Annotated in this window: 20 protein-coding genes; 17 read left to right on the top strand and 3 right to left on the bottom strand. The window is 43.9% G+C overall.

Going from position 1 to position 25,308, the window contains the following annotated elements; genetic code table 11:
- The first annotated feature begins 117 nt into the window (after positions 1–117).
- The 8 genes from BLS69_RS07315 (at position 118) to BLS69_RS07280 (ending at position 8,127) form a co-directional block, all read left to right on the top strand.
- The gene (locus tag BLS69_RS07315; protein ID WP_091029888.1) at positions 118–1,005 is read left to right on the top strand and encodes an RCC1 domain-containing protein; all 888 of its coding nucleotides are present in this window, start codon (positions 118–120) and stop codon (positions 1,003–1,005) included.
- 367 nt (positions 1,006–1,372) lie between these two features.
- Positions 1,373–2,590 carry a DNA polymerase IV gene (locus tag BLS69_RS07310; protein WP_176872812.1) on the top strand — a complete coding sequence of 406 codons (1,218 nt, stop codon included), beginning with the start codon at positions 1,373–1,375 and terminating at the stop codon, positions 2,588–2,590.
- Positions 2,587–2,934: a YolD-like family protein gene (locus tag BLS69_RS07305; protein ID WP_091029881.1), complete on the top strand. Its 348-nt coding sequence runs from the start codon at positions 2,587–2,589 to the stop codon at positions 2,932–2,934. The genes BLS69_RS07310 and BLS69_RS07305 overlap by 4 nt, the downstream gene beginning before the upstream one ends.
- A gap of 31 nt (positions 2,935–2,965) precedes the next feature.
- Complete coding sequence (locus tag BLS69_RS07300) at positions 2,966–3,304, top strand: YhjD family protein (protein ID WP_143023562.1); 339 nt, start codon at positions 2,966–2,968, stop codon at positions 3,302–3,304.
- Positions 3,305–3,423: 119 nt separating this feature from the next.
- Positions 3,424–4,899 carry a spore germination protein gene (locus BLS69_RS07295; RefSeq protein WP_091034865.1) on the top strand — a complete coding sequence of 492 codons (1,476 nt, stop codon included), beginning with the start codon at positions 3,424–3,426 and terminating at the stop codon, positions 4,897–4,899.
- A gap of 3 nt (positions 4,900–4,902) precedes the next feature.
- Positions 4,903–5,997 carry a GerAB/ArcD/ProY family transporter gene (locus BLS69_RS07290; protein WP_091029876.1) on the top strand — a complete coding sequence of 365 codons (1,095 nt, stop codon included), beginning with the start codon at positions 4,903–4,905 and terminating at the stop codon, positions 5,995–5,997.
- Positions 5,994–7,121: a Ger(x)C family spore germination protein gene (locus tag BLS69_RS07285; protein WP_091029873.1), complete on the top strand. Its 1,128-nt coding sequence runs from the start codon at positions 5,994–5,996 to the stop codon at positions 7,119–7,121. The genes BLS69_RS07290 and BLS69_RS07285 overlap by 4 nt, the downstream gene beginning before the upstream one ends.
- 172 nt (positions 7,122–7,293) lie before the next feature.
- Entirely contained in the window at positions 7,294–8,127 is an 834-nt protein-coding gene (locus BLS69_RS07280) for an SPL family radical SAM protein (RefSeq protein ID WP_091029871.1), read from the top strand.
- 192 nt (positions 8,128–8,319) lie between these two features.
- On the opposite strand, the gene BLS69_RS07275 is transcribed toward BLS69_RS07280, so the two are convergent.
- On the bottom strand, positions 8,320–8,676 hold the full coding sequence (locus tag BLS69_RS07275) for a winged helix-turn-helix transcriptional regulator (RefSeq protein ID WP_036613919.1): 357 nt from the start codon (positions 8,674–8,676) through the stop codon (positions 8,320–8,322).
- 507 nt (positions 8,677–9,183) lie between these two features.
- Between BLS69_RS07275 and BLS69_RS07270 the strand changes: the two genes are divergently transcribed.
- On the top strand, positions 9,184–9,603 hold the full coding sequence (locus tag BLS69_RS07270; protein ID WP_091029868.1) for an ester cyclase: 420 nt from the start codon (positions 9,184–9,186) through the stop codon (positions 9,601–9,603).
- 134 nt (positions 9,604–9,737) lie between these two features.
- Here BLS69_RS07270 and BLS69_RS07265 read toward each other — a convergent pair whose 3' ends face one another.
- Positions 9,738–11,048, bottom strand: a complete 1,311-nt coding sequence (locus tag BLS69_RS07265) for an amidohydrolase family protein (RefSeq protein WP_091029866.1) — start codon at positions 11,046–11,048, stop codon at positions 9,738–9,740.
- A gap of 166 nt (positions 11,049–11,214) precedes the next feature.
- Here BLS69_RS07265 and BLS69_RS07260 point away from each other — a divergent pair, with 166 nt between their 5' ends.
- Positions 11,215–11,643, top strand: coding sequence for a MarR family winged helix-turn-helix transcriptional regulator (locus BLS69_RS07260; protein WP_091029863.1), 429 nt, complete (start codon positions 11,215–11,217; stop codon positions 11,641–11,643).
- Positions 11,644–11,905: 262 nt separating this feature from the next.
- On the top strand, positions 11,906–12,274 hold the full coding sequence (locus BLS69_RS07255) for a nuclear transport factor 2 family protein (protein ID WP_091029860.1): 369 nt from the start codon (positions 11,906–11,908) through the stop codon (positions 12,272–12,274).
- Between the two features lie 249 nt (positions 12,275–12,523).
- On the opposite strand, the gene BLS69_RS07250 is transcribed toward BLS69_RS07255, so the two are convergent.
- The gene (locus tag BLS69_RS07250) at positions 12,524–12,781 is read right to left on the bottom strand and encodes a GlsB/YeaQ/YmgE family stress response membrane protein (protein ID WP_091029857.1); all 258 of its coding nucleotides are present in this window, start codon (positions 12,779–12,781) and stop codon (positions 12,524–12,526) included.
- Between the two features lie 198 nt (positions 12,782–12,979).
- Between BLS69_RS07250 and BLS69_RS07245 the strand changes: the two genes are divergently transcribed.
- The 6 genes from BLS69_RS07245 to BLS69_RS07220 all read left to right on the top strand — a co-directional run bounded on the left by BLS69_RS07245 (position 12,980) and on the right by BLS69_RS07220 (position 25,257).
- Positions 12,980–14,632, top strand: coding sequence for an extracellular solute-binding protein (locus BLS69_RS07245; RefSeq protein WP_256332337.1), 1,653 nt, complete (start codon positions 12,980–12,982; stop codon positions 14,630–14,632).
- Positions 14,633–14,713: 81 nt separating this feature from the next.
- Complete coding sequence (locus tag BLS69_RS07240) at positions 14,714–16,552, top strand: sensor histidine kinase (protein WP_091029852.1); 1,839 nt, start codon at positions 14,714–14,716, stop codon at positions 16,550–16,552.
- Positions 16,553–16,555: 3 nt separating this feature from the next.
- A complete protein-coding gene (locus BLS69_RS07235; RefSeq protein ID WP_091029849.1) occupies positions 16,556–18,127 on the top strand; it encodes a response regulator in 1,572 nt (523 codons plus the stop codon).
- A 201-nt stretch (positions 18,128–18,328) separates the two neighbouring features.
- Positions 18,329–20,377 (top strand): glycoside hydrolase family 16 protein, encoded by a 2,049-nt coding sequence (locus BLS69_RS07230; protein ID WP_256332250.1) that lies wholly within the window; start codon positions 18,329–18,331, stop codon positions 20,375–20,377.
- Between the two features lie 370 nt (positions 20,378–20,747).
- The gene (locus BLS69_RS07225; RefSeq protein WP_091029847.1) at positions 20,748–22,823 is read left to right on the top strand and encodes an alpha-galactosidase; all 2,076 of its coding nucleotides are present in this window, start codon (positions 20,748–20,750) and stop codon (positions 22,821–22,823) included.
- A 100-nt stretch (positions 22,824–22,923) separates the two neighbouring features.
- Positions 22,924–25,257: a glycoside hydrolase family 95 protein gene (locus BLS69_RS07220; RefSeq protein ID WP_091029844.1), complete on the top strand. Its 2,334-nt coding sequence runs from the start codon at positions 22,924–22,926 to the stop codon at positions 25,255–25,257.
- The last annotated feature ends 51 nt before the right edge of the window (positions 25,258–25,308 follow it).

Genomic DNA, 25,308 nt, shown 5'->3' with positions numbered 1-25,308 from the left:
TAATAATACCCTGTCTGTGCGAGCCTTTTTTACAGTGCGATGTAACAACAAACAACAAACTTTATGACTTACAGTTGAACTAACCGAGGATTTTCAATTGGTGGAGAGGAGGAAGATATGGGCTACAATTCACGGAAGGAAGCAGTGTTTGAGGCGAAACGGGTCCGTAACTGTACCATAGCGGCAGGTCGTCGTCATACCGTTGCTCTTAAATCTGATGGAACAGTAATAGCTGTGGGTGATAATAAATACGGTCAATGTAAGGTAAGCGATTGGTGCCATATCGTCGCAGTTGCGGCTGGTAATGTTCATATGGCTACGAACACCGGTAATGCACATACAGTTGGTCTTAAATCCGATGGTACGGTAACAGCTATCGGTTGGAATAAGCATGACCTATGCAATGTAAGCGAATGGCGCGATATAGTAACCGTTTCGGCAGGTTGGTGCCGTACTGTCGGGGTTAGATCAGATGGCACCGTGGTTGCGGTGGGGCGAAATAATGAAGGGGAATGCAACGTGAGCAGCTGGCATGATATTGTATCGGTCACGACGGGTGACTGGCATACAGTTGGTCTAAAAATAGACGGAACGGTAACAGCCGTTGGTAACAATAAGTATAACCAATGTAGCGTAAACGACTGGGGCGACATATTAGCTGTTTCGGCGGGGTATCTTCATACTGTTGGGCTTAGATGGGATGGCACGGTAGTGGCTGTGGGTAGAAATAATGAAGGGGAATGCGACGTAAGCGCTTGGCGCGATATTGTAGCAGTTGCAGCGGGGAGTTATCATACCGTTGGTCTTAAGTCTGACGGGACGATTGTTGCTGTGGGTTCGAATAAACATCACCAATGTGATGTAAGTGGCTGGCACGAAATTAGATCTATTTCTGCGGGGTGTGCCTATACAATTGGACTGAAATCGGATGGTACGATGGTTGCTGTGGGTGATAATGATTATGGACAATGTGATGTAAGCGGATGGAGTAGCATCCAACAATAAAATACTAAAAAAGCAGCAGCTGATGTCGGCTGCTTTTATTTATTTGTCGCGGGACAAGAACATGGTCCAATTGAAGTCGCTAATTTAGCGGCTTTTTGTGCATTGGCTTTTGAATAGCACCCTTAATTACATATTCAAGTATTTTCGCATTTAAGTCAGGAAAATGAAAACTGTGTTTACAGGTGGGAGTTCAAATGATGGAGAAGCTGGTGTGACTTAGTATGATTTGAATCCATCACTTCGTCGTAGCCTAAATATAAATATTTACCTCTTGCATAAAGAACATGTGTTCGGTTTATAATATATACAAACATACGTTCTTAAAAGTACAGGAGTGATTTCAGTGTTGACTAAGCAACGAACCATTATGCTCATTGATATGCAGAGCTTTTATGCTTCAGTCGAAAAGGCAAAAATGCCTCAATACAAAAATAGACCATTAGCTGTCGCGGGAGACCCCGCAAGACGTTCTGGAATTATCCTTGCCGCTTGTCCACTAGCCAAAGCGAAGGGTGTATCTACCGCGGAACCACTCTGGCAGTCTCTTCAGAAGTGCCCTGAACTGATCATTGTGAGACCACACATGCAAGAATACATCGAAGTATCCACTCAAATCATGTCCATTATTGAGGAGTTCACCGATCTGGTCGAACCTTACAGTATAGACGAATTATTCGCTGATTTTACAGGGTCTATGCATCTATTTGGTAATGATCCAGTCGATTTGGCCAAGCAAATTCAAGACAAAATCTATAATGAAACAGGCGTATACGCGAGAGCTGGCATTGGTGAAAACAAAATCATCAGTAAATTATGCTGCGATATGATCGCTAAAAAAGCAGAGGGGGGCATTTTCCACTTAAAGAAAGAGGAGTTACACCTCCATATTGGAGATAAGCCCATCCGCGATATGTGGGGGATAGGCTCAAGAATGGAAAAACATCTGTGGAAGATGGGCATCCGAACCATTAGAGACCTGGCGAATACGCCTCTTTCCAAATTAAGAAGTAAGTGGGGTGTTAATGGAGAAGTCATCTGGAGAGTCGCAAATGGACTCGACAATTCGCCGGTAACCGTGAACACGCACAGTACACAAAAGGATATCGGAAACGGAATGACCCTGCCTAGAGATTTCACAGAGGCATGGGAGATCGAAGTGGTTATTCTCGATATCTGTACAGAAGTATGCAGAAGAGCCCGCCAAAAGGGATTGATGGGTAGTGTTGTTTCTGTGAGTGTGTCTGGTGCGGATTTTGACCACCCCACTGGTTTTCACAGGCAGGTTAAACTGTCTGATCCTACAAACATAACCGTTGATGTATGCAAGATAGCCAAACGCATATTCCATCAACACTGGGATGGGCAACCTGTGCGCCGTGTAGGCGTATCCCTGTCTCAATTATCCAACGCGGATACATATCAACTATCTTTTTTTGATGATCAAGAGCAGAAACGGGCCATTGATCAGGTGATGGACGACATTAAGGATCGATTTGGCGACATTGCCATTCTACGAGCGAGCTCCATTACGGCTGCGGGTCAAGCGATCGATCGAGCATCTAAAATTGGGGGGCATTATAAATGAGTAAAAAACTGGAGGCCAATGGATTATGGGAATCGAGCCGCATGATGCTTCCTCAACATAAAGAACGAATTATACAGCATCGAACTCAAATTCATTATCAAGCGAAACCACTGATCCATGAAGATGAGTGGGAGATTATTACTCAGAATATAGATATGTCGCTCAATTATACATTGCAAGCCACCTTTGAAATATTTACTGAGTCAGGCAATCGGTATATACACGGGATCGTCACTTCAGTCAGTACCTTTGGGAAGAAAATCAAAATTGAAATGGAGAATGGATTTGAATGGGTCGATTTTGATCAATTGGTCGCTGTAAAACTTGAAGAAGGAGGCGTGTAAATTGCGACAGACTTTCGAGGAACTTTCACTCGTGAAGAGGGTGGTGGAGCTCCCTTATCTGTTAGGTGCTCTGGAGGTAGATAAGCATAAAATATACGCTTCAAACTTTAAGATGAAATCTGTGTATGTTGACTACCTGGACGGTACCCAAAAGAAAATTGCTTTAGAGATGTACAAATCAAAACAAAGGCTAAAGGAACATCATATTAAAATCATAGATGAAGTGAGATCTGAGCTGAGTTTAACGGTAGATTATTCGGTGAGAGGTTACATTCATAAAATGACATTATTATGGAGCAAAGTGAAAGTGGATGTAACCTTAATGCTTACTGAACATATGAACGTTGATATTACTGATTTGCTCAAATGAACATAGAAAATAAGATGTACCTGCGAACAAGCCGCGATGTATATCAAGAAGAATAATCGTCATAATAAGGAAATGTTGCTGTAAGAAGGGAGGTAAGGCTAGTGGATGATCAATCTGCCATGAACACAAAAGAGGAAAATATCACCAAAAGTTTGAACGAATCCTTGGGTAGAATTGAAGAAATCTTTACGAATACTCCCGACTTAATCATCCGAAAGTTAAGCATAAAACAGACCGGAGAACTAGCCGCTATAATCTATATGGAAGAATTGACAGATAAAGCGTCACTTAATCAAAATGTTCTTGCTCCGCTTCAACTAGAAACCGGAAATCCTTCCGGAGATTTCATTACAACAGTGGGTTATGTAAAACCTCACTCCATGTGGGAAGAACTCAGACTTTCCATTATACTCGGCTACAGCGTGTTATTTATTGAAGGAAGAAGTACTGCATACGCATTAGATACAAAAGGATTCCCGCAACGCGCTGTTGAGGATCCTCAGCAGGAGCCCTCACTGAAAGGGGCTCATCAAGGATTTATAGAGACAGGTTCTCAAAATATAGCCATGATCCGTCGTTATATTGCGGACAAAGAGTTAAAGGTGAAGCGGTATATTGTTGGGCAGCGGGGACAAACGCCAGTATCTTTGCTTTATTTGGAAGATGTGATCCAGCCGGACATCATTAAAGCACTGGAAGAACGGATTCAATCCATTGATGTGGATGCCATCATTAACACCGGAGAATTGGCTGAATTTATTGAGGACCAACCACTTGCGTTGCTTCCCCAAATGATTACGACAGAAAGACCGGATACGGCAGCTTCTCAAATACTGCAAGGCCGTTGTGTCGTTGTAGTCGATGGTTCGCCAAGTGTTCTGGTTGCGCCAGCTACGTTCATGTCTTTTTTTCAGACGGTTGATGATTACAGTTCCCGATGGTCCATTTCGTCATTCCTCAGAATATTGCGCATCTTTGCCTTTTTCATTGCTATTTTTTTGCCTGGAATTTTTATAGCCGTCATTTCGTTTCATTTTGAGATTATACCTTTGAAGCTCCTATTAACGCTTGGTGAGTCACGGGGGCAAGTTCCGTTCCCGCCATTTGTAGAGGCGATTATTATGGAAATAACACTTGAGATGTTAAGGGAAGCGGGAGTTCGCCTTCCAGCTCCAGTAGGACAAACGGTAGGAATCGTTGGCGGTATTGTCATTGGTCAGGCAGTTGTGGAGGCAGGGTTGATCAGCAATGTAATGGTTATCGTAGTGGCTTTTACAGCTATTTCATCTTTTATTATTCCCAATCAAGACATGATGGCAGCTGTACGCATCATGCGGTTCATGATGATGATACTAGCTACCTGGTTCGGGTTTGTTGGACTGGTGGTGGGCATGATGAGCTTCATCGGTCGACTAATAACATTAAACTCGCTCGGTGCCTCCTATAGCACACCTATAGCTCCATTTAGGGCCATGGATTGGAAGGATACCTTACTGCGGGTACCGTTGTGGATGATGAACAACCGCCCCGCAAGCACGAATTCACGCCAGTCAAAAAGACAGGGTAAAAGCAGAGGATGGAAGGAGAATAAATAGAACATGAAGTCATTACGCCCGGTAACGATGCTTCAATTCATTCTTATTATTTCTTCTTTCCAAATCAGCGTTGCTTTTTTGTCTATTCCCAGAGAGCTGGCGAGGCATGCGGGAACAGATGGCTGGATGGTCATTTTCTTAGGCTGGGGGCTGGCAACGTTAGCCTCCATAGCGATCGTCAAGTTGATGAAATATAGTCCAAACAGTTCAATACTCGATTTGATTCAGCGTTATATCGGCGTATGGGCAGCAAAATTAGCTGCTTTAATATTTATGTCCTATTATTTGCTTCTGGCGTATGACGGTTATATGATTGCTTCACTTGTCATTAAATTATGGTTATTGCCAAGTACGTATATTTATATTCTAGTCCTGCTGCTGCTCATCCCCACATTTCAGATTGCGCAGCATGGCTTTCAGGCCATCGGGCGATACAGCGAAATAGTCACCATACTCTCCATATGGATTCCGTTCATTTATGTGTCTACGTTAAGTCGTGCCCATTGGCTCTATTTATTGCCCATCTTTAAAGAGGGATGGTTCCCAGTTCTTTCATCCATCCAATTTATGATCTATCCGATGCTCGGCATCGGCCTGGTTTTGTTCCTCTATCCCCAACTAGTAAACAAAAAAAGAGCATTGCCTGCCATGATCATCTCCAACACGCTCACTTGCATCGTTTACTTGGGAATCACCCTGATTTGTTACGTGTACTTTAGTCCTGATGAGATCGGGGAGTATAATGACCCCGTGATTAGCATTATGAAGTCCATTGAATTTCAGTTTATTGAGCGCGTAGAAGTGGTATTTATCGCATTTTATCTGTTCGTTTTCTCTTGCATATGGATTCCCTCCATGTATCTTGTCTCGAGGTGCTCCGCGTCGCTGGTAGGAAAAGGTCAGGAAAGATACCATCTTGCAGTGTGGTGTATTGTCATTGAGATTAGCTTTTTCCTCTATCGGCCCAGCTTTATCGAATCTGCCCAAGTAAACTACGCACTCAATTACATTGGATTTATGATGGAGTTTGTTCTGCCCGCAGGCGTTCTTCTGTATGTAGCAATCCGCAAAAAGATGGGAGGGGGGCAACGCACATGAGATGGGTCGGGAAATTCATTATCTCGGGTGTGTCCTGTATTTTATTGGCTGCGCTCGTAGGTTGCGCCAATGACAAAACCAATTTAGAAGACGCAACGGTTCCTTTGGCTCTTGGATTGGATGTCAAAGATAAAAAGCTCCATTATTATATATCTGCCCCTGTATTCAGTAAAGACATTCAAAAGAAAAGCCGCGAAGGGGGAGGGATAGCAGAAGGTTTAAGACAGTCGAGAAATCACCAGGATGCCCAATTTCCCGGTTCGCTTGCGGGACGTAATTTTCAAGTCATCATTGTAGGGAAACAATTGCTTCAATATAAGGATTGGTTTAAAGTACTTGATGTCATGTTCCGCGATCCTCGCAATACGATTACCGACCGCATCATTGCTTTTGACGGTCCTATGGCGGATATTTTCAATTTTCAAGCCAAAGATCAACCGCCGTTACCTTTATTTATAAAAGCGATTGTCGATTCAGGAAGCAAAAGTTCAGCTACGGTAAAAACAACCGCGCAGGAGCTACATAGACAATTGTATGATCGAGCGATGACGCCTTCCATCTCGGAAATCAAGATTGAAAATAATAAAATCATGTTAAAAGGAACAACTCTTTTATCCCGAAAAGGGGAGTACAAAACTTCCCTGACCTATCAGGAGACATCACTTCTTCACATTTTGAAAAATGAAGCTGAACCAGGGGTCAGTCTCACTTTTCCTGTTGATGATTTACAACAATCACTGCCATTTAACATCGACAAAGTGAGTTTTTCTTTAGGTGACATATCGGTAAAAACGAAATCTTCTCATGAAAATGGCAGATTTCAATTCAACATTAAAGTGAAGTCGATCGTCAGCATAACTGAAAAGTTTCTTGAATTTGAACTTTTGGGAAATTCCGAGGAAATGGCAAATAAATTAAGCAAGGAAATGAAAAAAAGCATGGAGGCGCTTATTAAAAAGTGCCAAAACTATAATATCGATCCTTTCGGGTATGGGTTTTATGCCAGGGCATATCAGTATCCCTTATACAAGGAAGCACAGGCCGACTGGGGGAAAGAACTATCCCGAGCACATTTTGATGTGGAAGTTGATCTTCGAATCGGCGCCACTGGAGCAGTAGAGTAATCGAGTTGAAACGGTTGTTTTGTTGTTAACACCCAATAGTTACATTCTGGTTCCTATCTAATAAAAATGTGCCTACTTTTCAAGTAGCATGAGAAATTTTAAGATAAAACTCAAGAGGAGAAGTGATCGCCAAGATGATAGATTGAAAAGTAATTGAGGGGATGGTAGCGTCATGCCAATTGAAATTAAAGACATTGTGTCTAAGAAAATATTAAGTGAAGTAAAAGGTTATCTAGATATTGGTTTTACTCATTCACTAAATCCCTATACGGGTTGTGCATTTGCTTGCGAATACTGTTACGTCAGAGAAATGCCTATTCAAAAGTTTAAGGATATCCCTTGGGGATCGTGGGTGGATGTCAAGAAAAATGCAGCAGAAAACTATCTAAAGGAAGTCTCTCTTCTAAGACGTAAAAATAAACCCATAAGTATATTCATGTCATCAGCCACAGATCCTTATCAACCTGTAGAGCAGAGGGCAAGCATTACAAGAAGCCTCTTGGAAGAAATGGATAAAAACCCACCAGATTCACTTCAAATTCAAACTAGAAGCCCGCTGGTTGCCAGAGACCTTGATATACTACTGAAATTAAAGGAAAAATGTAGAATTATGGTTTCCATGACAATCGAGACAGATCGCGAAGACGTGAAACGAATTTTTTCGCCCTATGCTCCTGGAATAAATTTAAGAGTTAAAGCCTTGAAAAAGATAAATGATGCAGGGATACATACACAAGTATCTATCTCCCCTGTGCTACCTTTTTCACCTAATTTCGCTAACATGTTACAAGGCATAACTGATCGAATTTGGATTGATACGCTACTGATTGGTGATGGTCAAATGGGAATGAGATCTGAGCGGTTAGGGATGCCACAATTATTTGATGTGAACGGCTGGGACAGATGGTACGAGAAAAGTATTCATCTGAAAGTCGAAAAATATTTTAAGGCGAGGTTTCCATCTGAAATAATTCATGTATCCAAAAACAGCGCATATCCATTTTGATTTTAACTAGCCATTCATTTTATGAGGATCGTGCCCATTTTTCTTCATGCAATAGAAATATTGCAACTGGTGTTCGAAGATCAACTTTCTCTTACGAATCAATGGAGGACGCATGAGTCCTCCATTGACTTAACTTGAAGATGTAGAGGAATTTATTCTATTTTGAAATGACCGTGGAGTAACAATTTGACATCATTCACTCTGATGAATATCGTTTGGAAGTTCATCATTGAGTTTCTGGTACCCGAGTCCCCATGTTTCCATAGAGAATATAATTGGTTTCAGTGAATTTCCTAAATCACTTAAGCTGTATTCGACTCTCGGAGGGACTTCTGCAAAAACAGTACGAATGACAATTCCATCCTCTTCCATAGAACGTAAATTTTCAGTGAGAACCTTTTGACTGATCTCAGGTATACTTTTACGAAGTTCTCCGAATCGATGAGTTCCCTTCAAAAGATCCCTCATAACCAATAACTTCCACTTGTTACCTATCAATCCAACTGTCGTAGCGACGGGACACAACGGCAACTCTTTTTTTGAAATCACTACATTATCACCTCCAATAGTTACTATTAGGTTCCTATATAACAAAAAGGTGCCTACTTTCAAAACAATACATTGCTTATATTATAATTCTGTCGATGAAAAATCAAATGAGAATGAATGAAGGGAGGAGGGAGTTTGCAAGAGAGTTTATGGATGCAACTGAGTGAATATTTTTGAATCATATGTTAACGTTCTTGAATTCTTGGAGACAGCATTTAAAGATCAGTTTATTGGCATTGATGGGTTCTACACTTATCGGAGTTACATTAGGTACCTTATCAACTACATACGGTCGTTCCGAGAAATGGGACCTAATGAATACAGTATCCGGGTTACAAGGTGTGTCCATGTCTTTACTTGAATCTGTACAAGGGATAACTTCTCTGCAACCTAAAAGTTACAAAAAGGTTCCTATGCAACATTAAGGTGCCTACTTACCAATTATCTAAAGTAGAGATAAAATTTAAGTGAAGGCATATGCTCACGAAAATAGAAAGGGGTTTAAATATGACGATTACAGAAAACAAACAATTGATGTATCGTTTCACGAACTTCATTAATACGGCAAGCAAAGAACTTGCTGAAGAGTTGATTGCTCCAGATGCTGTTTTTTATGTACCTATGCAAAAAGAACCAATGAATGGTCCAAGTGGTTATCTCTCCATAATTCATATGATGAGATCTGGTTTTTCCGATATACAATGGACTGTTAAGGAGCTGGTAGCAGAAGAGGATCTAATAGCAGCTCATTTTGTCATGAAGGGCACACAAGACGGAGAGTTTCTCGGGTTTCCACCAACGAGCAAAAAAATCGAAGTAAATGCAATGAATTTTTATCGGATCTCTAATGGCCAAATTATTGAAGAGTATGGTCAACCCGATATGCTTGGCTTGCTTCAACAAATAGGGGCAATTCCAAAAGCATAATTACATCTCATTGATCTGGGCATCGTTCCTAAAAAATTGGGAGTTGGATAAATAGATTAAAGTCGAAGAGGGAATGCATTTTGCACTCCCTCTTCTTAGTGATTTTACAATTAGGAAGATATAATCTTCTAGTTTTAGCCTAGTTTTCGCGAACCATTGAACCACACGGATTGGATTGACAAGGTATCTGAAATATTAGTGATCGGATCACCGTTTATGAGAATAAGATCAGCACGTGCACCCTCGGTAATCCGACCACGATCATGTAGACCAAAGCAACGGGCCGGTTTGGAAGTAGCCGACTGAAGAGCTTCGATCGGAGTGAACCCAGCCTTCACCAGCAGCTGCATTTCGTGGTGAACACTGGCCCCATGAGCAAGGCCGCCAAGGTTCGGAACTGGAACCGGTGCGACATCCGTCCCTACAAGAATATCAACTCCGGCACGGTGAAGATCCATCACATTTTTAAAGCTGTTCTCCATATTGCCTTGTGGGAATGTATTGAAGCTTGAGTTCAAAATATCGATCCAATCCGGACTTAATTTGGAATGAACTCGTGGATCATTAGCCAATTCCGATGCCGGATTACCAATAATTGATGAATTCAAAACCAAGCACGGTGTAACAAAAGCTCCAGAATCAGCTATGGATTTAACCAATTCGGACGTGTACTCGGGTCTGTCGATAAACAAGTGGCCCAAACCGTCGACTCCAAAATCGATGGCTGCTTTCGATGAAAGAGCCGTCAAAACGTGGGCAATGACCAACTTATCGAACTTGTGGGCTTCAGTAACGGCTGTTTTTAGAATCTCATCACTTAGAACAGGCAGGCCGGGTGCACCCATAACCGTTCCCTCTTCAATCATGATCTTAATATAGTCAGATCCATTCTCCAATTGGGTATGCACATGTTTGATCGCTTCTTCAACCGTCATCACTTGAGGTATTTCGTCGTGATCGTGAGCGTAAGCGGCCAACATTGCTTCCCGGTCTTCCTCCGATAACTGCTCTAGTTCCTTTAATACGAATTCAGGTATTTCATCTCCATCAGGCAGTAATTCATCTGGGTGCCCACCAGGAGCGGTAATCGCTGTACCAGCAGATCGGACGTCTGCGATGTCATCGACATTTTTTAGCTGAATTTCGCGCCCTCTTTTAGTAAAATCGCCGTTCATTTCGAGTTCTGTTGTAACACCGAATTTTAATGCATCTCGTAATCCGCCAATTGAGGTATGAACATGTGCATCAATTAGACCAGGTATTAATGTCGCATTTTCTCCATCGATAATTGTTGCGTCGCTTGGGATGTCTCCGCCCACTGAAATAATGGACACCCCTTTAATGACAATATGTCTGGGAACAATAATTTGATATCCATCAAAGATTCGTACATTTGTAATCGCCGTAATTTTTTCTAACCCAGCATTCTGATTTAATTTCTCCATCATAACTCCTCCTAATGTGTTTGTGATTCAACACTTCGGAGTATAACTGTTAGATATCTAACAGTCAATAGTCTAACTTTTTTTTGACAAGCCTACTGGGATCACTGTATATTTTAGCTACTTACAATTAGATTCCTAACAATTACAGAGGGGACGATGGACGGTCATGCATTCCCGAGAAGATACGCCTTATATGGATTTGTTTCAAATTATCGGTCTTAAGTTAAAGAAAAGAGCGGATGAGAGTATAAAAGAGCTAGGATTAAGTTCTCAACAAGGAAAAGTAATCGATTATATTTATGAGAATCAAGACAATCATATTATTCAAAAGGATCTTGCAGATCGGTTTCATTTGCGTGGGGCAAGCGTTACAAGCATGCTTCAAGGTTTAGAGCAAAAAGGTTTCATCGAACGTAAAATCCCGGCCAATAATGAACGGCAAAAAAATATTTATGTATTACCAAAAGCGGTTGACTTAATTGAAGACTTCAATAACTCATTTCAAAAAGTGGAGGATGAAATCGTTCAAGCCCTTAATGACGAGGAGAAGCAAATCTTAAAGAAATTACTGATCAAAATTAATGAACGCATATAACAGACGGGCAGGCAGAGGTAATCGGTGGCGTACTGGTTGGCTTTTTTTGTGGTTGTTTTACGATAGGGTGGAGCTGGCTGAACGTGGCGGCTTATGTTTATTTTGCCATGCACAGGATGAACGATTATCATTAATTAGTTTATAGTCGTTCGTTTTTTTCTTGTTTATTCATTCTCTTTTTTTCTGAATTAATTCATTTAATATAATAGATTCAAAACACTCGTCAAGAACTTCGCTTTATTAAAAAATAGAGGAGTAACTTATGAAAGAAGAAATTATAAAAAAATATTTCTCTATGTGGGTAACTAGAGATTTTACGTTTTTAGATATGTATTTTTCTGATGATATTATCTACCGCGAATGTTATGGAGCAATGTATGTGGGTATAGAGGAAGTCCATTTCTGGATCAAAAAAATGTTACTCAAGCAAGTTGTTTTAAAATGGAAGATTAAAAATATTCATCAAGTAAATGAAACCTTATTTTTTGTAGAATGGTATTTTAAAGCAAAAGAAAAACAACTTTATTCATTTGATGGGATATCAATGATTAGATTTGATGGAAATAAAATCCGATTAATAGAAGAGTATGAAGCTACACATGAAACTTTTAGACCATGTAAGATTGATTAAAGATGTCGAGGGACAAGAACATGTTCCTATTACCGAATAGGTGTATTCGTTATTTTGCACTTTAATTCATCAAGCTAACGGGAAACAATGTTCCATAAAACCAAAGGAGGCCGCCGATCAATAGGATCGGCGGCTTTATTCGACTACCGGGTGAAAATTATGCTTTGTGAAGAAGATTATACAAAGGTGGCGAAAGAAGCTTTACGTCAATATCTAATCAATTGGCTAAAAACTTGTCGTCTCCGCCTTTTAACGTTTTCGGAACGCTCCACCGCGCGCCAGAGCATAGAAAATCAAGAGAGCAATGATCGACCCGACGATCGCGGGTATGATATGAAATCCACCCACCACCGGCCCCCTCGGTCCCAACAGTTCATACCCTAACCACGATCCAACAAAGCCAGCAATGATATTTCCGAGTATGCCTCCCGGCACGTCCCGTCCAATCAGATTTCCGCTTAACCAGCCAATTAACCCACCGACAATAAGTATCCAGATTAGATACACGAATTGGTCTCCCTTCCATTGATTTATTACAAGTTATGTTTCGTTAGGGGGAATGTTGCGGATCATCTGAGAATCGACCACTAAACCATTTCCATTTTAATCCAAGGGTAGTAAAATCGGTTGTACCACCACTAGTATGAATGCTGGTGCAGATGGGGATGGAGATGGCCAGTATAGAAAGGAGGCGCTCAGGTGTTCATGTTTCGAAGTCCTTTTATTTTAGCCTTGTTGATGATGTGTCTGATGTCAGGCTTGACTGCTTGTTCTGAGTCAGAGCAATCGGAAGATAAGGGTGCTTCGACAAAGGCTGACTTCACGGAGCAGATACAGAGCCTTAATCTGAATCTGGAAGAACCGGCATGGAGGATGGATACCACCCCCGTGAATCTAACGTGGTTCGTTGGAGCCGAATGGTACGGGCACACTTGGGGTGAGAGCCTGACTTCCAAATATGTCACTCAAAAAACAGGAGTCAATATCGAATTTGAAGTATCCACTGGTGAACCAAACGAGATCTTATCACGGATGTTGACGACCGGTAGTCTGCCGGATTTGATAACCATCGGCTCCTGGGAGAGTGCGGTTAACAAACTTCGGGAGAGTAATAACATCTATGCCCTGGATGAGCTAGCCAAACAGTATGATCCTTACTTTTACAAGGTAGCAGGTGATGGTGCTCTACAATGGTATCGGCAGGAAGACGGCCATACCTATGTCATCCCCAATGATGCGTACAGTCCCGAACAGATGCGTTCAACCGGCTTGACGGGAGCGAACCAAACCTTTCTCGTACGTAAAGATCTGTATGAGTCGATGGGCAAACCGGACCTTACCACACCGAAAGGTTTTCTAAATGCATTGCAATTGCTGAAGAATCAATATTCTGTTTATAAAGGCCAGCTGATCAGTCCGTTTTGGGCACAGGGGAATGCATCCTATGGGATGACCGAATATTTGCAAAATCTGCTTGCGATCCCCCATGAACAGAATGGTAAAGTATACGACCGAATGACAGATCCCGATTATATTGAGTGGCTGAAAACATTTCGTATCGCTTACGAGCAGGGCCTGATTAATGTTGATTTTCTGGTCGACTCCAGTGCACAGGTGCAGGAAAAAACCAACCATGCCCAATATTTTATGATGATTCGGGAATGGACAGACATATCGGACCTCAATTCGAAATTGGAAGTCCTTACGAATCAGAGTTCATACTATATTGCTGTAGATGGACCCCGGAGCAGCAGGGGAGAATCCGCGAAACTGTTTCCTGGCAGCATGGATGGCTGGATGGTTACGATGATTAGCAGATCCACGGAAAACCCTGAACGGGCCATCCGATTTTTGACCTATCTGGCCAGCGAAGAAGGCCAAAGGGATTTATTTTTGGGCAAAGAAGGTGAAACCTGGACGATGAAGAACGGCAAACCGCAGTTGACGGCGGCAATGGTTCAGTTGCATGACACGGATAGGGAGAGGCTGGAAAAGGAATATGGCATTATGGATACCTACTGGATGCTGCGAAACCCTGCTTTCGTTAACAAGTGGAGACCAGAGAATGCCCCATCCATTAAGCAAATGGAGGAGTTCGCCAACCAACAGGCCGATCTCGATAGCAGCATCTATAAGGGACTAGATCCTATAGGGGATTCCGATATCGCGTTAGCCTGGTCACGTATTTCTCAGAATTGGGAAGAAGTGCTGCCAGAACTGATTACAGCGAAGGATGAAGCTGCCTTTGACAAAATTTTCGAAAATTTTCTGATACGTCGTGTGAACTACGGCTTTAACCAGGTGATGGAATATCGCCAGGCTGAACTGGAACTGCGAAAAGCCAAGATAGCCAGATAACCATTCCCTACTACATTGTTAACTATCAGCTAACTGGTGATATATGGTATATGGTATAACAAAGGTGGTGAATACATCAGAATGAAATACCTACTAACGAGATTGAGGAAGCTTTATCGCAATGCCCGTATATCCCAAAAGCTGTTTCTGGCATTTAGCCTGATGATTGCCATACCTGTTATTTTGATATCCTTTGTGTATATCCGCATGCAAGAAACCCAGCTATATAAGGATGCTATGGCAACGGGCAACAGCCACGTTTCATGGTTGAATGAACAATTGCGCAGAAGAATGGACATGATTGAGAACGCTTCCAATACAGCCCTCACTCAAAAGTCATTTGTGGATTTTATTCATTCCAATATGCTTGTAGATGGATTACGTCTGGTGAAGTTTAAGCAAAACCAGTTTGAGCAAATGCTTAATATCATTCAAAGCAATGCGATGATCAGTGAGCTTAGCTTTTACGTCGATAACCCAAACTTGTATGAAATCTGGCCTGAAATCTATCATTATAAGAAATTTTGGCCGCAGGATTATTGGGTAAAGCTTCGGGACGAAGGTGGTGCGGCTTACCGTTTATTTTCTTTTAGGGATGGTGAACACACATTATCCTACTATCGTCTGGTTCGCCTTCAAGGGCAGGAACAAAAACGTCCTAGTATTATGGAAGTGCGAGTCCCGCACAGCATGTTTTTCAGCGACTTGCTCCAGGAGAGCAAGGGAGACTTCTTTTCGGTGTTGATGAATGCAAGCGATCCTCCCGAGTATGTTTACAATCCCCAGCATGAGTTTTCTGAGAAGTACGGGCAGGGGATGGAGGAGATCCTTGGCAGTATTCATCGCCAGCTGGATATATTGCCGCAGGAAAGCCCGCTTCAGGTTAAGGTGGGAGATCAGAGCTTCTATGCATTGTATCGATACATCGCCCCGTTGAACACTTATGTGGTTGATATTGCTTCCCATCAGGTATTGATGAAGGGGCCGCGCAGTTGGTATGCATTTGTGGTAACGATTACATTATGTGTATTGCTGCTGATTATGCTACTCGTATCCCAAACGACGCGGCGTATTTTCCGGCGGTTGGACAGCGTACTGGTATCCATGCGTCAGGTACGGAAAGGCGAGCTGGATGCAATGATTGATACAGGCCTTGATGAGAACGAAAGAGGGGATGAAATCGATGAGGTGGCGGTGAATTACAATAAAATGTTACAAGAGGTCAAACGTCTAATGACACAGGTCGTGGATAAGCAGTTAATTGCCAAAAACGCACAATTGCACTCCTTGCATTCGCAGATTAATTCTCATTTTTTATATAACGCCCTGGAATCGATCCGTATGGTGGCAGAGGTACAGAGGCAGCCTGCTATAGCCAATTCATTGGTGTCGTTGGGCTCCCAACTACGTTACAGCATGCAGTGGCGTAGCGATACCGTTGCTTTTCGTGAGGAGCTTGCCAATATCCAAAGTTATATTGAATTTATCAACTTTATGGAAGGCGGCAGTATCGTTATGACGGCGGATCTTCCTCAGGAGATACTTCGCTACGCCATTCCCAAGATGTGTATGCAGCCCATCGTTGAAAATGCAGTTCATCACGGGGCGCCTTCAGGCGGCAGGGTAACTATAGAGATTACCTTTTCTGTGGAGAATGACAGTCTGCTTTTCATTAACATAAGAGATGACGGAAAGGGGTTAGAGCCTGAGATGTTACACCGTCTTCAGGCAGTACTGCGGAGCGAATCGGATACACCGATGGTTACTAGCAGGAGCGGACTTGGTTTGGAAAACGTGAATAAGCGGTTGCAGCTTCATTATGGCAAGAATTGTGGTCTTTGGATTGATAGTGTGCAAGGTGCATATACCTGCGTAACGATACGCTTGCCTTGGGAAAATGTAAATCTTGGAGGGTGGTAGAGCATGATTAATATCCTGATTGTGGACGATCAAAAACACATTCGTGACGGCCTGCAGGCCATGCTGCATCAATTTCCTCTGGAGCTGAGCAACATATACTGTGCCGCGAGCGGGATTGAGGCGCTGTGCCTATTGCGGCAGCATTGCATTCACATCGTTATTACCGATATTATGATGCCGGATATGGATGGGTTGGCACTCATGGCTCAAACCAAAGAGGAATACATGGATGTGGAATACCTCATTATCAGCGGTTATAGTGATTTTACATATGCCCAAAAAGCTATCGGGCTTGGGGCAAAGGGCTACTTGCTAAAACCACTGAAGCGAGAGGATCTGCAACATTCCCTGGAGCATGTATGGCAAGAGATCCAGACACGGCAGGCACTTACGCATAATATGCAGCGTGTATCCCGTCTCGCCCAAGAGACCAATCGTAAAGAATTAAGAATGTTTATGCAGGGTGCGTTAAGTGATGACGCATGGATTCTTCAGATTGAGGAACAAAATGATGCGTTATGGCGTAATTATCGCCTAGCCCTGCTGCGGGAAGAAGTTTGCATGAACCAGCCCGGAGCCAGCAGCGCCCATAGCATGGAAGCCATTGCTTATCGTGTGTTTGGCAAACAAGGTTGTATTTGCCTGCAACATCGCCCATACCTGATCCTTGCGGTGGATGCGTCCATAGATCCAAATGTTTTGCCTGCAGCGCTCAAGGAAGGAAAGATCGATGCCATAACGGCCATGTCTAACCCGATTCAGGGGTTGAAAGAACTACCCGACAGCTATACCCAAGTGCTTGAGCTCTATCGCCACAGTTACCTGTTTCCTGATCAGTACAGTATCTTCCCAGCACATATTGAGCATATGGAACAGCAGTGGCAACTTCCCTATGAAGACTTATATGAACTGTTCCAGTCGGTTGGAACAGATAACAGCGGAACAATTACTCAAGGTATTTCTGCAATATTTCACAAAAAGGTGCTGCAACGTTATCCCATTCGCTATACTCAACAGCTCTGCGCCGCCACTATTCAGATGATGGAGGAATACGAACGGGTTATCCGCCCTTATATGGGGGAAGAAAAGCTTGACCTTGAATCATTGCGTAACCTCTTTGATTATCCAGGGATGCGTGAGTATATACAAGCACTGCAACAGCAGCTGCTTCGGCTAAATCAGTTATATTATGACTATAAGTGCAGCTATCGCCATTCGCAGGATCTAAATGAAGCCATTCGTTTTATACACGAGAGTTACCACAAACCGCTGGACCTCGCGATGGTATCCAATCATATATCGCTTAATTATGCTTATTTTTCAAATCTGTTTAAGAAGAATATTGGTAAAGGTTTTGCTGAATACCTACGAGATGTGCGTCTGGATAAAGCGCGGCGGCTTCTCGCCGAAACCGACCATAAAATTGTGGAGGTGGCTGCTATGGTTGGCTATGAAAGCTACAAAAGCTTTACACGCGCGTTCCGACTTGTGATGCAGATCCAACCCACAGAGTACCGACAGATGATGCGGCAGAAGGCAGAGCACAAAGCTCATTCCTATAACGCTATACCATGAAACAGCATAATCAAACGGACCATCTCCCTTGTTAAATATGCCAATTGAATCAAAAGCCAAAAAAATGGGATACCACAAAAACAATTGTACCTTTTCAGCAAATTAACCTATTCGATAGAATAAAGATATTCCCACTTGTAAGCGATTTCCTTAATGCGCATGGATTGGGAGAAGCTATTATTCTATTAAAGGAGGGCAATTATGAAACCATCTCACTTTACGGCAAAAAAGTTTATGCAAAAGGTACTCGGTATGTTTCTTGTGGTTGTGATGCTAGCTAGTATTGGCATACTGCCAGCTTCAAAGGTTCAGGCAGCGGGAACTACCGTAACCTCAATGGAGTACTTCTCACCAGCAGACGGGCCTGTTATTTCAAAATCAGGGGTTGGCAAGGCCAGCTACGGATTTGTTATGCCTAAGTTCAATGGAGGCTCCGCGACATGGAATGATGTTTACAGTGATGTAGGCGTTAATGTAAAAGTGGGCAACAACTGGGTTGATATCGACCAGGCAGGCGGTTATATCTATAACCAAAACTGGGGGCACTGGAGCGATGGCGGCTTCAATGGCTATTGGTTCACCCTCTCCGCAACAACCGAGATTCAACTGTACTCCAAAGCGAATGGTGTTAAGTTGGAGTATCAACTTGTATTCCAAAACATCAACAAAACAACCATCACAGCGATGAATCCGACACAAGGTCCACAAATCACAGCAAGTTTCACAGGCGGTGCAGGCTTTACATATCCAACGTTCAACAATAATCCTGCGGTCACTTATGAAGCTGTTGCGGATGATTTGAAGGTGTATGTCAAACCTGTAAACAGTAACACCTGGATTGATATTGACAATAACGCAGCCAGCGGCTGGATCTACGATCACAATTTTGGTCAATTCACCGATGGCGGCGGTGGGTACTGGTTTAACGTAACGGAGTCGATCAATGTCAAATTGGAATCAAAGACTTCTTCGGCTAATCTTGTTTATACCATTACGTTTAATGAACCTACAAGAAATTCATATGTCATTACGCCATACGAAGGAACAACTTTCACAGCAGATGCGAATGGTTCCATTGGGGTTCCGCTTCCCAAAATTGATGGAGGGGCGCCAATCGCCAAGGAACTGGGCAATTTTGTATACCAAATTAACATCAATGGGCAGTGGGTTGATTTGAGTAACTCCAGCCAGAGCAAATTTGTATACTCCGGTAATGGGTATAACAATATGTCCGATGCCAACCAGTGGGGTTACTGGGCCGATTATGTCTATGGTCTTTGGTTCCAGCCAATCCAAGAAAATATGCAGATCCGTATTGGATATCCGCTGAATGGACAGACGGGTGGAAATATTGGCAACAACTTCGTCAACTATACCTTCATCGGCAATCCAAATGCCCCGCGTCCGGATGTATCCGATCAAGAGGATATCTCAATCGGAACGCCAACCGACCCGGCAATCGCGGGCATGAACCTCATTTGGCAAGATGAATTTAACGGAACTACGCTGGATACAAGCAAATGGAACTATGAAACAGGATATTATCTCAACAACGATCCCGCTACTTGGGGATGGGGAAATGCAGAACTGCAGCACTACACAAACAGCACTCAAAATGTATATGTACAGGACGGAAAGCTGAATATCAAAGCCATGAACGACAGCAAATCTTTCCCACAAGACCCGAATCGGTATGCACAGTATTCTTCAGGAAAGATTAACACCAAGGATAAACTGTCCTTGAAGTACGGCAGAGTAGATTTTCGTGCCAAGCTTCCTACAGGTGATGGTGTATGGCCAGCACTATGGATGCTTCCAAAAGATTCGGTATACGGCACTTGGGCTGCATCAGGAGAGATTGATGTTATGGAAGCGAGAGGCCGTCTGCCTGGATCAGTAAGTGGTACCATACACTTTGGTGGACAATGGCCAGGGAACCAGTATTCGGGCGGTGATTATCACTTCCCGGCGGGGCAAACTTTTGCCAATGATTATCATGTATACTCAGTAGTCTGGGAAGAGGACAACATTAAATGGTATGTAGACGGCAAGTTTTTCTATAAAGTCACTAACGAGCAGTGGTATTCCGCAGCTGCACCGAATAATCCGAATGCACCTTTCGATGAGCCGTTCTACCTTATTATGAACTTGGCAATCGGCGGAAACTTTGACGGTGGTCGTACTCCGAACGCCTCCGATATCCCTGCGACTATGCAAGTGGATTATGTACGCGTGTATAAAGAACAGTAATTTGCGATTTCGCGTAGAGCGAATGAAGAGCAGATGGAACAGATGCTGGGTAAACCGGAGAACCTGAAATCTCATACTCTAAAATTGGCTTACGACCGATTCCCGATATTTCTACCTGGGAATCGGTTGTTTAAATTTATACTTGATAATTTGGTTCATCGGAGCATAAATTCCGGACAGCGGAAGGCGTAACAGCGGTCAGTCCGGGTTCAACCATCCCTAGAAGGTTAAATTGAATTAAATCGCGTTATGGATCGGAAGATCGTTGCATGGAAAATGCTCTATTCGGTCTTTATAATGAGGGCAGACTTGGGCAGGAGAGACATAACCAGCTCCGCTCAGGGCACAGCATGCAACAATAAGGAGGCATATGATGCTAACTAGCGATACAGCCGTACAAGTGCAGCAACAGAATGTTAATCTTGTAAGCGTTACAAATGGGCACGTGAGCCTGGAGATCAATCTTGAAAATGGTGAAGTGTCCTGCATCGGCAAGCATTCTTCCCATGTGAAGGGCATTCGAAGTGCTTTTCGCTGGCAGGGCCGGGAATACAGCACGGATCATTATCAGAACCATGAGCTGAAGGAACAGGAAGATATTGTTCGAGAAGGATTTGGAAAAGGCATCCGCTTGGTTGTTCTGCATACAGCTTCGTTGCTGCCGCAACTGGAGCAGCATTTCTATATATATGAATCCTCACCAGTTGTACTGGTGCAGACCGCTATAATCGGGGATGAAGAGCTTAAGGCGAACCGGATGGCTGTGATCCAATCCAAAACCATATCAATCGGTGGAGAATCCGGCCAGGATGAACCGAGCATTCTGCGCGTACCGTTTGATAACGACAAATGGGTCAGATATACGGTGGTCAAGCCGCCACTGGATGTGGAGAGTTACGAGGTGACTGCCTTGTTCGCGCCCGACAGCCGCATGGGAATTGTGATGGGTTCCCTTACGCATAAGGTTTGGAAAACAGGGATCCGTATGCAAAGCGAACAAAGTGGACATATCGAGGGACTTGATCTGTACGGCGGTGCCGTAAGTGAACTGACTCGCGATTCCCAGCCTCATGGTTATGTGAAGGGAACGAGAGTTGAATCCCCCCTGGTATTCGTCGGGTTCTATGAAGACTACCGTGAAGGTCTTGAAGCTTACGGTCAGGCGAATACCTGGATTGAGGCTCAGTTACCGTGGGAGGGCGGTGTCCCAGTTGGATGGAACAGCTGGTCCGCAGCCATGAGTGATCTGGACTATGATTTGTATACAGCGACCAGCGATTTTCTGAAAAATGAAGTACAACCGCTTGGATTCGAGAATGAGGAAACGTTATACATCAACTTTGATGCGTTCTGGGACAACTTTACGCCGGAAGAAATGAAGAATGCGCTGGATCGGGTGCAGCAAAACGGGCATAGAGCCGGAACGTACTGGACTCCATTTGCCTTCTGGGGAGGGCCCGATCAGTTCGGTCAGGCGGTCGAAGGAACGAACGGCAAATACACCTATGCAGATATTCTGCTGCGTGACAGTGAGGGCGAAATTCTGCCAGATGTAGACGGTGGTCTGGCGATAGACCCGACACATCCTGGCAACCTGCAAAGAATCGACTGGTTCACGAACAAATTCATCTCCGAAGGTTTCGAATATATCAAACTGGATTTCTTGGCGCATGGCTCGTTGGAAGGACAGCACCACAATTCGGATATTACAACAGGGATCGCGGCTTATCACTATGGCATGTCTTATTTGCAGCATAAGCTCTCGCCAGAAGTAATCGGACGGTCATTTTTCATTAACTTGTCCATCGCTCCATTATTTCCATATGCATTTGCCCACAGCCGCCGTATTTCCTGTGATGTCTTCGGTACACTTGCGGATACGGAATATCTGTTGAACTCGTTGACACACGGCTGGTGGATGAGCAATACGCTCTATCGCTACAATGATCCGGATCATTCGGTGTTATACAAGAGCTTCAACCAGGAAGCTACAGGCTGGCATGAAGGACGTAGCCGCCTGACTGCTTCAGTCATTGCCGGTACGGTGCTTTTACTCGGGGATGACTTCCGTAAAGAGGAAGCTGCCGAACGAGCAAAAGAATGGCTAGGTAACAAGGAGATTTTGAACGTTGCTCGTATGGGCAAAACCTTCCGTCCAGTTGAAAGCGATTTTGGAAAGCTGTCTTCTGACGTGTTTGTCCTGGAATCGCCGGAAGAAAAGAGTTCCTATCTCGCCGTCTTCAATTTTGATTCTGCACAGGCTGCGGAGAAATCCATCTCGCTTGAGCGGGCCGGGCTAAACGCCAATGCCCTATACAATGTGCAAGATCTGTGGGAAGGCTCACAAGGGGAAACGTCTGGAGAGCTTATTGTCTCGCTGGAACCGGCGGAATCCAAAATCTTCAGATTGACCGTGAAGGAAAACGGATCGGAGTCAAATAATTAAGCGGAACCATGATCGATTTTAAAATAAAAACAAAGTCAAACGCGCGCTTTTGTATCTCACAGATCGCGCGTTTATTTGTTTGGGGACTGGAGGACATGATATGAACGATTTTACTTTATGGTATTCAACTCCTGCTACGGATTGGTCTCAAGGCCTGCCGCTGGGCAATGGTAGAATAGGAGCAGTGGTTATGGCGTCTTCGCATCGTGAGGTGTGGAGTATGAGCGAGGTTACCTACTGGTCAGGACAGATTGACCCGGAGTATCCTCCGGCGGGAGGCAAGGCTGCTTTGGAAGAGATGCGCAGCTATTTTTTCTCGGGTGATTATGATGAAGGGGATCGTCTTGCCAAACAGCATCTGCAGCCAAAGAAGCGTAATTTCGGCACCCATCTTGGATTATGTGAAGTTGTTATTGATTTTGAGAAGAGGAATCCGGGTTCTGATGAAGCTGGAAGCTTCCAACGTGAGCTGGATCTGACTCATGCACTGGCTGGGGCGTTCTGGAAAGATGACGACACCACGATTCGACGTGAAGTTTTCGCTTCTCACGCCGATGATATACTGGCCTCCCGAATTTGGAGTGAAGCTCCTGGTGGCGTATCCTTTACGCTAGGTTTGGAAGGGGGAACGGAATCATTCAAGGTTGCAGCCTTAGATGACAACACGCTTGAATTCCAAGGACAGGCAACGGAAAATGTACATAGTGATGGAACTTGCGGCGTATGGGCCAAGGGCCTGTTGAAGTTGATTGTATCCGGGGGGACAATCGCTAGGAAAGATGGAAACCGATTGACCGTGACCGGAGCGGATGAGGCTTGGATTTATTTTAGTGTAAGCACGGATTATCGTCGTACAGATTCGGATTGGAAAACAGAGAGCAATTATACGCTAGTGAAAGCTTTAAATAAAGGTTATACCTCACTGAGAGAGGATCATATCCGCGATTACTGTGAGCAATTTGACAAGATAGATATTCAGCTCGGGGTCACGGGGAAATCCGGCCTCACTACAGATCAGCGTATTCGTTTGTTGGAACAGAGTGGTGGAGATGAAGATCCGCAGCTGTTCGCCTTGTTTTTCCAATATGGACGGTATCTGACCATCGCGGGGTCTCGCGAGAACTCTCCATTGCCACTCCATCTCCAGGGAATCTGGAATGATGGTGAAGCGTGCCGAATGGGCTGGAGCTGTGACTATCACCTTGATGTGAATACTCAGATGAATTATTTCCCTACAGAGATTACAAACCTGGGGAAGAGTCATCTTCCGTTGTTTCGGTATGTTGAGGATCTGGCACAGGCGGGCAGGGAAACGGCTCGTCATGTGTATGGATGCGACGGATGGGTCGCTCATGTCTTCTCCAATGTATGGGGCTTTACGCTGCCTGGATGGGAAACCTCGTGGGGGCTGAACGTTACAGGCGGATTATGGCTGGCTGCACACCTGATTGAGCATTATGAGTACAGTCAGGATCGTGTTTTCCTTGAGAATGTGGCTTATCCCGTACTTAAAGAATCCGCGGCCTTCTATCTGGATTACATGTGTGAGCATCCTCGGAACGGTTGGCTGGTGACGGGTCCTTCCAATTCGCCGGAGAATCATTTTTATCCCGATAATTCGAGAGAGGGGGTACAGCAGCTGTCTATGGGAACAACAATGGACCAGATGCTGGTGCGCAGGCTCTTTGAATTTTGTCTTAATTCAGTTGAACTTTTGAACAAAGACAAAGAACTCGGACGCAAGCTGGAAGAAGCAATTGGCAAGCTTCCACCTCTACAGATCGGCAAGAAAGGGCAGTTACAAGAGTGGCTTGAGGATTATGAGGAGGCGCAGCCGGAGCATCGGCATTTGTCTCATATGTATGCGCTATATCCAGACAATCAGATTACACCTGACCATACACCGGAACTCAGTGCGGCAGTACGGATAACGTTGGAGAACCGCATGGTCCAGGAAGAGTTGGAGGATGTTGAATTTACAGCTGCTTTGTTGGGACTGGGTTTTGCGAGATTGCATGATGGGGAGACGGCTTATAAACACCTCTCACATTTGATTGGCGGCCTGTGCTTCGATAATCTGTTCACCTATTCCAAATCCGGAATTGCTGGAGCAGAGAGTAATATTTTTGTCGTTGATGGAAATTTCGGCGGTACAGCTGTCGTAGCGGAGATGCTGCTGCAAAGTTATGCGGGCGAGATTCACCTTCTCCCAGCGCTGCCACAGGCATGGAGCACAGGCTCGATAACCGGGCTGAGAGCAAAAGGGAATGCCGAGGTTGACATCGTCTGGGAGAACGGACAGTTAATTTCTACGAACATTCATACTTGCTCTGCAGGAACATTCACCATTTGTTGGGGCAAACATAGAACGATCCTTCATGCTGAAGCAGGCGAAAGTTACTATTTCAATAGCGAGCTGCAGTTGGTAAAATAACGATCTATACTTGAAAATAACTTTCATTTATATGGACCATGGTCCCACGGA

The organism is Paenibacillus sp. CF095 (assembly GCF_900101225.1).
Taxonomy (GTDB): domain Bacteria; phylum Bacillota; class Bacilli; order Paenibacillales; family Paenibacillaceae; genus Paenibacillus.
This window is presented reverse-complemented; position numbering and strand designations above follow the sequence as displayed.

What these genes read in the sequence shown, in the direction of transcription:
- BLS69_RS07290 (WP_091029876.1), top strand. Translation starts at nt 4,903, where the DNA reads ATGAAGTCATTACGCCCGGTAACGATGCTTCAATTCATTCTTATTATT.
- BLS69_RS07295 (WP_091034865.1), top strand. Translation starts at nt 3,424, where the DNA reads ATGAACACAAAAGAGGAAAATATCACCAAAAGTTTGAACGAATCCTTG.
- BLS69_RS07245 (WP_256332337.1), top strand. Translation starts at nt 12,980, where the DNA reads ATGTTTCGAAGTCCTTTTATTTTAGCCTTGTTGATGATGTGTCTGATG.
- BLS69_RS07310 (WP_176872812.1), top strand. Translation starts at nt 1,373, where the DNA reads ATGCTCATTGATATGCAGAGCTTTTATGCTTCAGTCGAAAAGGCAAAA.
- BLS69_RS07220 (WP_091029844.1), top strand. Translation starts at nt 22,924, where the DNA reads ATGAACGATTTTACTTTATGGTATTCAACTCCTGCTACGGATTGGTCT.
- BLS69_RS07280 (WP_091029871.1), top strand. Translation starts at nt 7,294, where the DNA reads ATGCCAATTGAAATTAAAGACATTGTGTCTAAGAAAATATTAAGTGAA.
- BLS69_RS07255 (WP_091029860.1), top strand. Translation starts at nt 11,906, where the DNA reads ATGAAAGAAGAAATTATAAAAAAATATTTCTCTATGTGGGTAACTAGA.
- BLS69_RS07285 (WP_091029873.1), top strand. Translation starts at nt 5,994, where the DNA reads ATGAGATGGGTCGGGAAATTCATTATCTCGGGTGTGTCCTGTATTTTA.
- BLS69_RS07240 (WP_091029852.1), top strand. Translation starts at nt 14,714, where the DNA reads ATGAAATACCTACTAACGAGATTGAGGAAGCTTTATCGCAATGCCCGT.
- BLS69_RS07235 (WP_091029849.1), top strand. Translation starts at nt 16,556, where the DNA reads ATGATTAATATCCTGATTGTGGACGATCAAAAACACATTCGTGACGGC.
- BLS69_RS07225 (WP_091029847.1), top strand. Translation starts at nt 20,748, where the DNA reads ATGATGCTAACTAGCGATACAGCCGTACAAGTGCAGCAACAGAATGTT.
- BLS69_RS07230 (WP_256332250.1), top strand. Translation starts at nt 18,329, where the DNA reads ATGAAACCATCTCACTTTACGGCAAAAAAGTTTATGCAAAAGGTACTC.
- BLS69_RS07305 (WP_091029881.1), top strand. Translation starts at nt 2,587, where the DNA reads ATGAGTAAAAAACTGGAGGCCAATGGATTATGGGAATCGAGCCGCATG.
- BLS69_RS07315 (WP_091029888.1), top strand. Translation starts at nt 118, where the DNA reads ATGGGCTACAATTCACGGAAGGAAGCAGTGTTTGAGGCGAAACGGGTC.
- BLS69_RS07260 (WP_091029863.1), top strand. Translation starts at nt 11,215, where the DNA reads ATGCATTCCCGAGAAGATACGCCTTATATGGATTTGTTTCAAATTATC.
- BLS69_RS07265 (WP_091029866.1), bottom strand. Translation starts at nt 11,048, where the DNA reads ATGGAGAAATTAAATCAGAATGCTGGGTTAGAAAAAATTACGGCGATT.
- BLS69_RS07270 (WP_091029868.1), top strand. Translation starts at nt 9,184, where the DNA reads ATGACGATTACAGAAAACAAACAATTGATGTATCGTTTCACGAACTTC.